Source organism: Moorena sp. SIO1F2 (genome assembly GCF_010672755.1).
Classification (GTDB): domain Bacteria; phylum Cyanobacteriota; class Cyanobacteriia; order Cyanobacteriales; family Coleofasciculaceae; genus Moorena.
On the sequence record NZ_JAAHFV010000009.1, the window covers coordinates 20,860 to 34,043 of the forward strand.

Sequence of the window (13,184 nt, forward strand, 5' to 3'; positions counted from 1 at the left end):
TTTAATAAAGACATACCTAACAGATCGCACAAATCAGCCATCCTGTGCCGTAATTGATGATCAGCTTGGCTGTGCTGTGAGGGGTAACACCCTTCACAACACAGCCAGTTTTTTATATAGCAATGGGTGTAATGGTATTTCCAAATTTCCAAATTCAAGGGACGAAGCGATCCAGCGCTACTCGCTGCTCCGTTCGCGTTTGCACAGCGTTAGGCTTTGCCCGAAAGCGTGGCCCACGACCTTAGTCGTCTGCTCCCTAAAACCGAATAGGTGCGCTTTCTGCTCTTTGTGCGCTTTCCGCATCTAATTCTTAAATTCGCCACGGGTCGCACCTTAAGAATTAAATTCCCATGGTAGTGCGCGCCTCAAAATGAGAATTGCTATACTTTGGCCACCCTACTTTAATTGGTATTTTTTTTAAAAAAAATGGGTTTAAAGCCCCGTCCTTCGGCAGACGGCTTTTATTTTAATCTCTGACTTGACAGTTTTCACAGAGCGTGTTAGTATAACAATCTAAACAGATAACTAAAAACAATAGGGATAAAATAGACACTATCTTAGAATAAGTAGACAATGTAAAAAACAAGCTAAGAGATAAGCATGTTGCACGGGTCCAATCTAAAGATTTGGTCGTCTATAAAAATCTAAGATTAAAAAAAATATTTAAAATCATCGTCTATCTAAATCCTTAATAGTTTAGGTACGGTGGGGCACACCGAAACCTAGGTCATAGACCAAACACGCTCATGGAGAATTGTCCTCTACCAATCCTTGCTCCGGCAAGGTTAGGCAAGACAGCTCGTTGTTCGCGTAGCGTGGCCATAGGCCAAGTGAGAATCCCCGTTCTTCCAGGACGGGGAGTGTCAAACCCAAGTCCCTAAGCGGATTTGAGCTTACCTTAACTTCTGAGTATTTGCTACCAAACTTTCAGCAAATTTATCGAAGCGCTCGGAGAGTTTTTTATCCAAAAGCTTGCCATCTTCACCAAAGGCTTTCCAAGCCTGACCAATGGCAATTTGCTCTGGAATGACCCAACTATGTAGCCAGCGCATAATTATCCGTAGGTCATTGAGAGCGTTACTATTAGACTGACCCCCCAATACACTAATCAAACCGGTAACTTTGCCTTCGAGATGTTCAAAACTCATCAAATCTAGGGCATTTTTAAGTACACCACTGACACTACCGTGATATTCCGGTGTTGCCAGAATTAAGCCATCAGCTTGCTTCACGGTTTCCTGTAATCGGGTGACATCTGGATAGTCTGCATAGTCACTATCACCAGTGCAAAATGGTAATTGCATCTGACGCAAGTCAAGGATTTCAGTGGATATACCATGAGCTTTCACTCGGTCTATGGCATGCTCTAGAGCCTGATAGCTATAGGATTCAGGACGTAAACTACCACTAATTCCAACAATGTTCACCATCTCACTAACCTCTGTTTAACTATAGTGCTGATTGCTGATTGCTGAGTACTGATTTCTGAGTGCTGAGTGCTGAGTCTGGTTGACTGTCAACCGTCAACCAAGCTGAGTGCTTAGTGTTTCAGTAGGTTAGGTGCGCTCTTACCATTAAGAATTAAATTCGCCACGGGTCGCACCTCAAGTTGTGATTTTTTGTCGTGAAAGCTACCAATTATCTAAGGAAAGCGGCTATTATGCGTAGTCGTTATGACTACGTTTAGTCTAGCAAGTTGGCAGCAACTTTGTCAAACTCCTGTTGTGGCAGATCGGAGTATGTCGATCATGACCGCAAGGATACATTCGACCATCATGCTGTGACTGATAAGGCATAGGTGCGCTCTTACCATTAAGAATTAAATTCGCCACGGGTCGCACCTGATCATTTTGTTGCTTGAATCTGCAGGGCATCGAGATCAGCCCGAATGGCTAACACAGGTCCTGGTGATTGACTAGTAATTAGAGCCGCTTAGCCTAGAGCCATTCAACCTAGAGCCAATGAACCTAACCAAATTAATCAATACAGTCTCCTGACCTAGAGTCAACCTACTACTTGAATTGGACCAGTGGTACTGGCACTAAAGAATTGCTGCACTAGAGGATTATCTGTGGTATCTATCTCCCCAACGCTGCCGGACCACTGTACTTTGCCTTTGTAGAGGAAAACAACCCGGTCAGCGGTGCGGCGAATTGTACTCTCCTGATGGGTAACCATTAGGTAAGTACTACAAGCGTTTTCTTCCCGTTGTATCTGGCGCACTAAATCTTCAATCACTGTTGAGGCGATCGGGTCAAGTCCAGCGGTTGGTTCGTCGTAGAGTAACACCTCTGGGTTGTCCCTGGGATTATCAGGATTAGAAATTATAGCACGGGCAAAACTGACTCGTTTGCGCATACCTCCTGATAACTCAGCTGGGTAGCGGTCTCCAACACCAGATAACCCTACCATCTCCAGACTTTGATTAACCAATTTCCTAATTCGATGATGTGGTAGTTTAGAGTGCTGGTAAAGCAAGAAACCCACATTCTCTTCCACCGTCAGCGAGTCAAACAAAGCTGCCTGCTGAAATACCATACCAATGCCAATGCGGTCTTGAGCATCTTCTATTAAACCGGAGCGCCGTTGCCCTTTAACATAAACTTCACCGACATCAGCAGGTAGTAAGCCAGCAATAATCCGAAGAATTGTTGATTTGCCGGTTCCAGAAGGACCAATAATGACTAGGGCATCACCCTGATAAATTTTCAGATCCAACTGATTCAAAATGACATTGCTTCCAAACGATTTGCTCACTCCCTTCAGTTCGATCAATGGTTCTGGCATCGGATATTTCTGACATTTTTCATTGTCTTCTCCATACAATGTATAACCTCTTCATCAAAGAGAACGACTTTTTGGTCATCAGGAAATTCTCCTGTATGCAGGCGCACAGCCACTTGCCCTAACCCCTCACTAAAGAGAAGTTGCTTAAAAAACAGGTTGTCTGTAAAGGACATAATGTGAGCAGCAATGGCGCACTCGCCTTCCCAGCCAAAGTCCACATCTAGTTTAACGTGATGCCTTTCATGAATACATCGGTAAATTAAGTTGACGTCCTTACCTAGTAGATCTGATTCATTATATTGGGCGCTGATTTTAACATTTCCTTGTTCAAAGTCAGCTTTGATGTCATTCAGACATAGATCTGGTCCTCGAAAGTAGGGTTGGTAGTCAACATACTCAAAATTGACGCCTTGCAATTCTACCTTTGCTAAGTCAATCACAAATTGACGAAACTCTCTAAGTAACGATAGAGGAGCTTCATAGGCTGGAGCTGTCATATAGCCCTTGGCTAATTCTTCAATAATCGTCATTATGATCTCCTTCTGTGCATAAATGACTTCCTAGGAATTCTTGTATATTTTCTGCATTCACAATGTATTCACACTATTAGTAGAGAATAAGTGGTATAGTGAACTTCTTGATGGGGGGGGGAAACCCCCTGATAGGGTAAGTCCTATCTTGGCAACAAAGAGTTAAAGCTTCCGTGTTAAACTCTTAACACTTGGAAGCCAATTTTTGTTTCTTCTAAATTGTGATATTTATTGACAATAAAGACGTCGCGACAACCACTTAAACAATCTTTAAGAATCAGCAAAAGTTCAAAAAGCTTGCCGTGAATTTACTTAAATATTTCTCTGGAATACTGCGGGAGCTTTACCTGATTTTTATTTGAGAGCCACCCTAGCTGGTTCTTTAAACAATCTGACCCTGACAAGCGCTTTTTTAAGAATATCTGAATCATTCAAACCTCTTGAATAAGCAGTTAAATTAACTCTTACCGCTCCGGTCATCAGTAATAACACGTACATAGATCACACTCACTCAATTTCGGTTACTTCACATTAATTCGTCCTAACAATCTATGCACCGAAAATCTAGCTGTTGATTCCATAATAACTATCTGATTACGGCTAATCACCGATAGGATTGTCTATGGCTTCAGGGATATTGCTTATTAGTATTTATATGCATAAAAAAGCCAATCTATAATCAGTGAATTTACGGAATATTATCTTGGGTTACAGGGGTAATCTTCAGTATTATAACTAGCTGTAAATGTTAAAGTTTACCCTTATTACTAACGTGATTGACCCTGATTACTTGCTTTTCTATTTCACCAGCGAGATGACAACCAATCGAGAATCAGTGAATTTACGGACTCTGGGTTTTCGTCATGAGGGCAGTGACCAGCCTTAGGAATTCCTACAAATTTTACGTCTTTACCCTGATGACTCTGTTTTTGGAAGATGGTAGCACCAGAAATCGGTGTCCAAGGGTCTTCTTCTCCCCAAAGAATGAGTAGAGGACTTTGTAACTTCGGTAAAAGTTCACTAGGTCTAGGACCAGGAGGAGCAGTAAGAACTGATGCAAATACCTTTTGAGCACCGGGATCACAAGCAGGCTGGTAGATTAACTCTACAAGTTCCTCTGTAATGGCATCTGAATCACAGTAGACTTGACGAAGGGTGCTGCGGATGCGATGTTTCTGGCGGATACGGTTAAACAGGAACGGTCCAAAGGTTGGAGAGTTCACTAATCTCGTAAAAGCTGCCATGACCAAGCGCAAAGGTAGATTTAGCTCTTCAGGGCGGTGATTGAGTCCACCAGCACTGTTGATTAAGACACCACCAGCAGCAATCTCAGCATAGTTTGTGACCACCATCAGACTTAACAGAGCACCAATGGAGTTACCGATAAATATGGTAGGTTCATTGATGTAGGTATCCCAAAAGTCCTTTATTTGTTGTTGCCACAACTCTACGGTGTAGGATAAGGCAGGTTTATCAGAACCTCCGAATCCCAGCAGATCGATGGCAAACACTCGATAACCCCCTGCGGCTAGGACAGGAATATTCTTACGCCAATGTCCAATGGATGCCCCAAAACCATGAACCAACAGTAGAGGCTTACCAGTCCCCATGACGGTGTATTGAATATGGTTACCTTGCCAGTTCCAAACATGGTTTTCCGTAGTGTGGTAGGGTATTAGTTTTTGTGTAGACACAGCTTTTTGTTAACTTTAATTAACTTACTCATTTTAATATTACTAAATATTTAGGTACTAAGTTGATTCTGGATGATAAATTAGTTATAATAAAAACTTATATTAAAATACGATTAAACATGACCTAGCAAGGATTGATCAGGTCAAGGCTTCAATCTCAGCTTTCCACTCCCAGGAGGATACCACTTAACCCGCCCTTGGTAAGTGGCGAGGTAAGTGGCGAAATCGGGCATTGTATAATTTGGGATAATAGTGACCTTAAAGCTAGAGCTGGTCAGGATTTCGGGGCGGTTATCACCCTCACAGAACATGAACAGATTAAATACAAATTAAATTTAGATGCGTGGCACGCTTATGACTTAACGTTGATTGACTTCTAGTAAACCCGCAGGAGGCGTAATCTCAATCCGACCATTTTCGAGATCGACCACTGGTGCGATCGCTTTCACAAAGGGAATCAGTACCGTTGCTGGCTGTGGTTCCTTCTTACCCTTGGGTTGGCGTTTCTTGCTAGTTCGAGTGGGTGGTGCAGTTTCCGCATCGGTTGGGGGGGGTTGCACTGAAGATTGCAATTTGACTTTCAAAAGGTCATTACCAGCTGGGATCACGTCTACGACTACCCCCACAGCTTCACCAGTGAGTTGATTAAACACTTCAAGGTCAATCAAGTCTAAGATGTGATACTCATCTTCCTCTAACTCTGGGCGATCGCTGGCTGGTACCAACAGTTGATAACCGCGCAACGCCTCTGACTGATCCCGGTTGTCTACCCCCTTTAGCTGCACAACATATAACCCTTTACCAGGGACAAAACGTCCCCAAAGTAATTCTGCAGGTTGGGGTGGATTATCCCCTGGTGGTTTTAACCAGCGCTGTCCTGGCTCCTCAAACCTCTCGGGAAAGTCAGAACTGGGATAGACTCGCAACTCTCCTTTTAGCCCATGGGGGGAAACAATTCTACCGATTTCTAGCCAGTCGTCATTGGTCATTTGAGCATTTTGAGGTAAGTGAACTAAGCACTAAGGGCAAGGTATAGCACTACGCATTAAGCTTAGGACATTCCTAAACTCAGCAAACTTATTCATAGCTTACTTTTGACTTCTGACGCAAGAACCTTGCTGACTTGCGCGTAGCGCTATAGTACCATCATCCCTAAAGGGGTCCGAGAGCGTGGATAGCGCGGACCTGTCATTTTATTTTATCCTGATTCCCGGCATTTTGCTCAGAAAAAATAATAGAAAACACACTATAAATGGCCAGTAGAATTGTCTATAAATTTTCCAATAAAATCGGCTAATATGTTGACTCATTTTATCAATTACTATTCTGGCTAAATTAAGGGCAATTAAAATCTATGAAATTACTCGTTTTTTCCTAGGAAAATAATAAACAATTTAATTATAAAAATTATCAATATATTTTATAGGAAGTATAACCTAGACAGGATGCCGACACTAACAGGGCTTGTGGGCTTCTGGATTTTAAAAACTCTTTTATAAACGTTATAGATGCTAACAGTCTAATCAGAGTTACTTCAATCAACGCAATTCGGCATTAGCTCACCTTCGAGAGCTGAATGGCTTTATGGAAGGGATTGAGATTGTCGAGCTTCTCTTGATGCCGGCAATGCCAGCGGACTAGGACAATTGTCTAGATTTGACCAAACCTCAATCTTTCCTCTTATCTTTGACGACATCATAAAGCTGATTTACACTAAATTATTCCTTTATACTCATAATATTTTACATACCAAATGGTTAGCTATTTGTCAAATTTTTTATACATTCTCGGAGAAAGAAAACTCCGACTAATCCCTCTTCTGTTATTAATATTACTAACCTCCCTCTTGGATACTGTAGGTATTGGACTTGTCGGGCCATTTATGGGGTTAGCTACTAACCCAAGGTTGATTGAACTAAATTCTCGGCTGCATTGGGTTTATGTCAAGTTAAGTTTAACTTCTGAAGTTCAGTTTATTGCCTTGCTAGGTTTAATCATTATTGTTGCCTTCTGGACTAAATCATTATTAAGTTTCCAAGCTCAACAATATATCTTTAAATTTAGCTTTACTCAGTACGGTGAACTATCCTCAAATTTGCTCCATGCCTACTTGGTAGCACCTTACACATTTCATCTTAGGAAAAATACGGCTTTTTTGATCAACACGGTCTTGGAAGACTCTGGAGTTTTTAGTGTAAAATTCATGATTCCTTTCCTCAAAACCGTAGCCAGTTTTATTATTATCTTTTTTTTAGTTATTTTACTAATAATCACCGATCCGATCGCAACAATTACTCTAGCCTTGATTTTACTAATTCCCTTGGGGATTATCTACCAATTTAAAGACAAAATTTCCGAATGGGGAAAAAAAGTATCTCAATCTAAGGAGGAAATGATTCGCATCATAAATCATAGCCTTGGAGGATTAAAAGAAACACGAATTATTGGTTGCGAATCTTACTTTGAAAGGCAAATGAGTGCTCAAGTCGATCAACTGGTTAATGGCATGACATCGTTTCATACTTTCCAAGCTTTGCCTCGCATTATAATTGAAGCGATTTTAGTGACATTTTTAGTAGCTTTTGTATCTATAGTGTTAGTCTTTAACCTTGGAACAGAAAATATTATCCAAGTTTTAGGTATTTTCGCTTTGGCTTCTGTGCGCATGATTCCAGCATTTAGTCATTTAACATCTAATATTGCTTTGATGCGAAACTCCAGCTATTCGATTAATAAAATATACTTGGATTTAAAAGAGTTAGAAAACATTGAAGTAGATAAAATTTTGGAGCCTACATATTTATCAGCTTTATATCCCCTATCCAAGCCTAATACTCCCTCAGAGCAATTCAGGTATTTTGCCAAGTCCATTGACATTAATAGAAGTCTATCACCGGAGGATAATCAAATTGAAATTAATAGAATTACCTACCGCTATCCCAAGGTTTTAGACCCTACTATTATGAACATATCCTTGACTATCAACAAAGGTCAATCTATTGGTTTAATCGGTAAATCAGGCTCAGGTAAGACAACATTAGTTGATGTTATTTTAGGTCTATTAGCTCCTGAGAGTGGTGAGATTAGGTACAAGGGTAAATCGATATATAATAATCTGCGTTCCTGGCAAAATTTAATTGGCTATATCCCACAGTCGATTTTTCTGATAGATGACACAATCGAAGGAAATATTGCCTTTGGTATTCCAAAGCATTTGATTGATCGAGAACGATTAGATCACGCTATGCAATCTGCTCAACTTGCGGAGTTTGTTGAGCAATTGCCTGAGGGAGTTAACTCTGTTGTTGGTGAACGGGGAGTTCGTTTATCTGGTGGTCAACGTCAGCGGATAGGAATTGCTCGCGCACTTTACCATCAAAGGGAAATTTTAGTCCTAGATGAGGCGACTTCTGCACTAGATAATGAAACTGAATACTTGGTTAATGAAGCAATTAAATCGTTGAATGGCACTAAAACGATGATTATCATTGCCCACCGTCTCTCCACTATTGAACATTGTGATTGTATCTATTTACTCGATCAAGGTCGTTTAGTGAAGTCAGGTACTTATCAAGACATTATTTTAAATGAACAAAGCCTTAATTTTTGAATTGGAAAGACGCAGGAGCAGGTTAGTTATAGCAATTCTCTCTCCCATGAGGTGCAAAGAGATCCCCCTAAATCCCCCTTAAAAAGGGGGACTTCAGCTGCACCTAAATTTCCCTTAAAAAGGGGGACTTCAGCTGCACCTAAATTTCCCTTAAAAAGGGGGACTTCAGCTGCAATATCAAACCTGCTCCTAAATGACTAGCTTACTTTTACCAAAACTAAATTATCTTCTTCCTTTGTTTCATAGCTTTTCAAGGGTTTGTCTGCAGGTCCTTTAGTTACTTTGCCATCTAAATCAAATTTAGAACCGTGGCAAGGACAGTTAAATATTTTATCCTCTTGCTTCCAATCCACGCTACAGCCTTGGTGAGTACACCTAGGGTTTACGGCAACAAGACTATTGTTGCTGAGATTACGCACGACTAGAATATCTGCTATCTTGTCGCTAATTTTGCCTTTTTCTTCTAACTCCTGCACTGTGCCAACGGCTTGGAATCCATCCTCTCGCACCGACTTATCAATCTTAGGGCTTTCCTTTTCTGTTGCTTGTGGCTGACTTTCCTCAGCACTACAGGCAGCTAATGCTACTGGTAGATAAGTAGCTAATGCACCAACACCAAACCAGCCCATAAATTTACGACGATCCATAGTATACCTCTATGTGGCAAACGATCAATTATAATAATAAACCATAATCAACGATTACTTATCTGATCTGTCAATTCAGGAATTTTCAATAGAAACCATTATCAGCTAATTTAGCTGGATCATATCTTCGTCATTAGTTGTGCATTTTAATTTAGTTTTAATTCGTTTTAATTCTCGTTAGCCATAACTTGTTGGTTTTTACTCAACTGTTTCACTAGATTTTCACTAGATTTAGAGAGCAACCAACGGTTATGTCTGGTAGCTGCAGCTGCTACAAATAATAAGTCTAAACCAACTAGGGTCCCGACAATCAATTCTGAGCCACCAGTACTAAATCCATAACTGTGTAAACCAGTACCGAGAACAAAGTTAACACCATACCAAGCCATCAACACAGCATTAAAACAAACTACACTAATGACTGCCATCCCAAAGTCTGCTAACCATCCTACCAGACGACCATGTAAGGGGACTATGTAACACATTAGGGCAATCAACGCCCAGGTTTCTTTGGGGTCCCAACCCCAGAAGCGACCCCAGGAGAAGTGAGCCCAGATCCCACCGAGAATAATGCCAGTAGTGAGCAGTAACACACCAATTTGTAGGACTCGATAGTTGAATTTTGATAGATGGGCAATTCGTTGAGAGGATTGGGGAGCAACTAGATAATGTCCTAGAATAATATGTCCTAATCCCATTGCTAATGCAAAACTAGCATAGCTGAGGGTAATGGTGGGAACGTGGATACTGAGCCAGAAGTTGTCCCGTAGTACTGGTACAAGGGGGGCAATACTTGGATCTAGGACGGCTGGAAGACTGTCTGCTAGAAGTAGACAAAGGATTGATAAAGGAGCAGCGGCTAACAGATAGTATTTTGCCCGGTAGATTAGCTCAAAGACTAGGGCAATAGCGGCAATCCCAAATCCAACCCACACTACGGATTCATACATATTGGTGACTGGGGGACGTCCGGCAATTTCCATGCGGGTGATAAAGCCGTAGCCTTGGATGAAAAGACCTGTGAGGAAAATTCCTACTGCTCCTGAGTAGAGGTCGAATTGTTTGAGGGATAATCCTAATAACAGGACTAGTAATGCGATCGCATAAATTTTCCAGGCTTTACTAAACGGGCGAAAACTAGAGAAGTTAACTTCCCGTTGCAGCACGGAATCCTTGGGGTAAATTTCAGGGCTAAGAGCGGCTAACTGCTGATGTAGTGTTTCCGCGACTTGCCCAACCTCCACAGTAGTCAGTAGGGGATCTAAACGATAGGCTTGTTTGAGTGTTTGGTAACTCTGCTGTAGAGGGCTAATTTGTTCGTTGGTGTAATACTGTTGCGATTGAGGTATGCTTACCCAAGTGCCTTTACTATCACTGGGATGGGGAACTAGGGGTAGGGTATCAGTACCTACCGTGCGTAACATTAATGCCAGTCTGTCTTCTATGGTGAGGGCTTCTCGTTCGTCTCTGGTCAGCTCAATGTTGTCCGCTTCTTTTTGATTGGCTTCCAGAACGATGGCACCTAGGTTGGAACTGACTAATTCTCCGAAGGAGAAGTATTTTCGTTCTAGGTCAAGACCAATTTTTTCTTTGAGGGGGCGGTAGGTAAGTAGAATGAAGGGTTCTTGGTTCCAGTCTCGGTTATTAAACCATAGGGATAGGTAGGTTTGGAGATAGTTGAGGGTTTGATTGTTTTCTAGGCGGTAGTTAGTTGAACCGTGGATTTTGGCTACGGTTTCTCGGGCTACTGTGTCTAAGGGTTTTTTGCGCCCATCAAGTTGGACGGCTAGGGTTTGTAAGGGGTCTAGGGGTGATGGTTGCAGTTGGGTTGGAGGTATGATTAGGATTAGGATTCCGAGACAAAGTCCGATCAGGAGTTGGAGTGGTTTCATCAGAACACAGGAGTTGAAGCTAAATAGGAGTAAACGCTAATCTGAACTAGAACAAAGTATGCTAGGGAGAATGGTAGTACAAGGCAACTTCGGATTTGGGCACACAGAACACAAAAGGACAGGTTTAGAAATAATTTTGGTACTAAAGATGCTGTCAAAGGTTTAACCTGCAACGTTCTTGAACCTTAAACCTTGGCCAAAAGGCCACGCTACGCGAACGACGTTTAACCTACAACTTTCAACCCTCAACCTGCAACCTACAACTTTCAACCTCCTGTGGCTGGCGGCGCAGTTTTTTGGCTACCCCTCGACCATAGAACATGATAGTGATGCCACTGATTACTAGACCGGAGCCTGTCCAGGTTAAGGCAGTTACCCAGGCTGGTTCTCGCTTGATTTGTAAGGTTGATTGTTTTAAGTCACCGGGATTCCAGGAAGCTTGGGCTATTTTCCAGCCTTGATACCAGGTGGGATGGTTCATCCAAACGTTGCGGTGGGAGATGACATGGTGATCCCGGTCTTCGATCCGGATTTTGCTAGTCCACATAGCAACGGAATCACTGCCTTCATTGCGTTCAACGATGAAGTCTTCTAATGCGATCGCAAACGGCAGTTGCAATAGTTTGGGACTAAAGGCAGCAAAGATTTCTCCTGTTGGTTCGTTAATCGTAGTCGGTTCGCCCCAGGGTAACCAGGTTTGGGTTCCGGTTTCGGTGCTGACTAATAAAGCTGGTACTCCCTTAACGCTTGGGTCAAATACAGGTATGACCTGACGATTGATTTTGCCATGGGGAATATACTCGTCTAGGGTAATTTGGAAGTCTGCCCAACCGGGACTTACAGCTTTTCCAACCTCTAAAGTCCCAGATTTAAATCCTTTCGAGGAATGGGCAGCGTAGAATAGCTGACCTGATTGAGTCACGATCACCCGGAAATAATCCTGTGATTCCTGGGGTTGAATGTTATAGCTAATCTCAATTCCTTCTTGGGGTTCTCCTGATACCACTGAACGAATTGGGGGAAAGTTTTCCTTTCCAAACACAAACCAGCGTTCAAGCCCTTCTGGTGTGGATACCTCTAACTGTACTGCGGGATTTCTCAGTTGTTGGGAGGCCGTGGTCGGTTGGTTTTTGGCGTCTAGTCGGAAATCCGGCCAAAAATCGACGACTTTGACTGAGGAGTCTGGGGCTTGGGATGACAGAGCTTGTTTTATATCGATAATCTCTGTATTTATATTGTCCCTTTCTTTTGACGTTACCTCGATGCTTCCCCAAGGACTCAGGTTTTGTTCTTCAGGGGGGGATAGCAGAGATTTTCCTTTTCCTGTCGCTACCGTATCAACCTGAATGATTTCTAATTCAGCTGGCCCAATCCCTACTTTGCTATAGGCTACTGGGGCTACAGCTATATACCGCTCTAGGGTTTGCCCCATGCGATCGCTTTTCAAGCGTAATCGCACTGCTGGATTATCTACTGCTAGATTATCTGCCGTTGCCCCTTCGGTAAAACTAACTGTTTTGATGGTGTTGTCGCTGTAGCCTACCAAAGACAGTTTACCAATTTGCTTGGGGATGACTGAACCATCTGGCTTGATCAATACATCAGCCTGCTGCAACTCTGATGATGGTGTCATCACTTCCACAAATTCCCCTTCAACCCGAATCTGATTGCTCGAAGCCGTATCGGTGCGCAAAGGTAACATGCCCTCTACACCTAAGTGGATTACAGCGGCTGAACCAGCGATAATTACGATGATACCAAGATGAGTCAGAGCAAAGCCGATTTTACGCGCACCTCGCCAGGGATAGCGATACAGAGCTGATACCGCTAGGTTGAGGGCTAGTAATAACATTAAGGCTCCAAACCACGGACTTTTGTAAATCTCTTGTTGCACGGTAGTTGACCCGACCTGAGATTCGTAAAACGTCGCCCCAATTAAGATAGCGACAATCATACTAAGTAAAGGGACAGCTAGTTTAATCGAGCCAATAAATTTAAAGGTATTCTCAAGCATATATAGCAGT

At 42.3% G+C, this 13,184-nt stretch carries 9 protein-coding genes; 1 reads left to right on the top strand and 8 read right to left on the bottom strand.

Features of this window, described 5'->3' with window-relative positions; translation table 11 throughout:
• Positions 1 to 893 precede the first annotated feature (893 nt).
• The 5 genes from F6J94_RS02410 to rimM all read right to left on the bottom strand — a co-directional run bounded on the left by F6J94_RS02410 (position 894) and on the right by rimM (position 6,000).
• The gene (locus F6J94_RS02410) at positions 894 to 1,430 is read right to left on the bottom strand and encodes an NADPH-dependent FMN reductase (RefSeq protein ID WP_293036531.1); all 537 of its coding nucleotides are present in this window, start codon (positions 1,428 to 1,430) and stop codon (positions 894 to 896) included.
• Positions 1,431 to 2,004: 574 nt separating this feature from the next.
• On the bottom strand, positions 2,005 to 2,787 hold the full coding sequence (locus tag F6J94_RS02415; protein WP_293023267.1) for an ABC transporter ATP-binding protein: 783 nt from the start codon (positions 2,785 to 2,787) through the stop codon (positions 2,005 to 2,007).
• Positions 2,772 to 3,317 carry a hypothetical protein gene (locus tag F6J94_RS02420; RefSeq protein WP_293036533.1) on the bottom strand — a complete coding sequence of 182 codons (546 nt, stop codon included), beginning with the start codon at positions 3,315 to 3,317 and terminating at the stop codon, positions 2,772 to 2,774. The genes F6J94_RS02415 and F6J94_RS02420 overlap by 16 nt, the downstream gene beginning before the upstream one ends.
• Positions 3,318 to 4,120: 803 nt before the next feature.
• Positions 4,121 to 5,011, bottom strand: a complete 891-nt coding sequence (locus F6J94_RS02425) for an alpha/beta fold hydrolase (RefSeq protein ID WP_293036536.1) — start codon at positions 5,009 to 5,011, stop codon at positions 4,121 to 4,123.
• Positions 5,012 to 5,370: 359 nt separating this feature from the next.
• A complete protein-coding gene (rimM, locus tag F6J94_RS02430; protein ID WP_293036538.1) occupies positions 5,371 to 6,000 on the bottom strand; it encodes a ribosome maturation factor RimM in 630 nt (209 codons plus the stop codon).
• An 857-nt stretch (positions 6,001 to 6,857) separates the two neighbouring features.
• Between rimM and F6J94_RS02435 the strand changes: the two genes are divergently transcribed.
• Positions 6,858 to 8,621 carry an ABC transporter ATP-binding protein gene (locus F6J94_RS02435; RefSeq protein ID WP_367142147.1) on the top strand — a complete coding sequence of 588 codons (1,764 nt, stop codon included), beginning with the start codon at positions 6,858 to 6,860 and terminating at the stop codon, positions 8,619 to 8,621.
• Positions 8,622 to 8,818: 197 nt separating this feature from the next.
• Here F6J94_RS02435 and F6J94_RS02440 read toward each other — a convergent pair whose 3' ends face one another.
• The 3 genes from F6J94_RS02440 to F6J94_RS02450 form a co-directional block, all read right to left on the bottom strand.
• Entirely contained in the window at positions 8,819 to 9,268 is a 450-nt protein-coding gene (locus F6J94_RS02440; RefSeq protein WP_075900228.1) for a Rieske (2Fe-2S) protein, read from the bottom strand.
• 167 nt (positions 9,269 to 9,435) lie between these two features.
• Positions 9,436 to 11,160: a cytochrome c biogenesis protein gene (locus F6J94_RS02445; protein ID WP_293036543.1), complete on the bottom strand. Its 1,725-nt coding sequence runs from the start codon at positions 11,158 to 11,160 to the stop codon at positions 9,436 to 9,438.
• A gap of 238 nt (positions 11,161 to 11,398) precedes the next feature.
• Positions 11,399 to 13,174, bottom strand: coding sequence for a cytochrome c biogenesis protein ResB (locus tag F6J94_RS02450; protein ID WP_293036545.1), 1,776 nt, complete (start codon positions 13,172 to 13,174; stop codon positions 11,399 to 11,401).
• Positions 13,175 to 13,184 lie beyond the last annotated feature (10 nt).

Bases quoted from the DNA above. Each gene is read 5' to 3' on its own strand.
- F6J94_RS02440 (WP_075900228.1), bottom strand. From the start codon at position 9,268: ATGGATCGTCGTAAATTTATGGGCTGGTTTGGTGTTGGTGCATTAGCT.
- F6J94_RS02450 (WP_293036545.1), bottom strand. From the start codon at position 13,174: ATGCTTGAGAATACCTTTAAATTTATTGGCTCGATTAAACTAGCTGTC.
- F6J94_RS02445 (WP_293036543.1), bottom strand. From the start codon at position 11,160: ATGAAACCACTCCAACTCCTGATCGGACTTTGTCTCGGAATCCTAATC.
- rimM (WP_293036538.1), bottom strand. From the start codon at position 6,000: ATGACCAATGACGACTGGCTAGAAATCGGTAGAATTGTTTCCCCCCAT.
- F6J94_RS02420 (WP_293036533.1), bottom strand. From the start codon at position 3,317: ATGACGATTATTGAAGAATTAGCCAAGGGCTATATGACAGCTCCAGCC.
- F6J94_RS02415 (WP_293023267.1), bottom strand. From the start codon at position 2,787: ATGCCAGAACCATTGATCGAACTGAAGGGAGTGAGCAAATCGTTTGGA.
- F6J94_RS02410 (WP_293036531.1), bottom strand. From the start codon at position 1,430: ATGGTGAACATTGTTGGAATTAGTGGTAGTTTACGTCCTGAATCCTAT.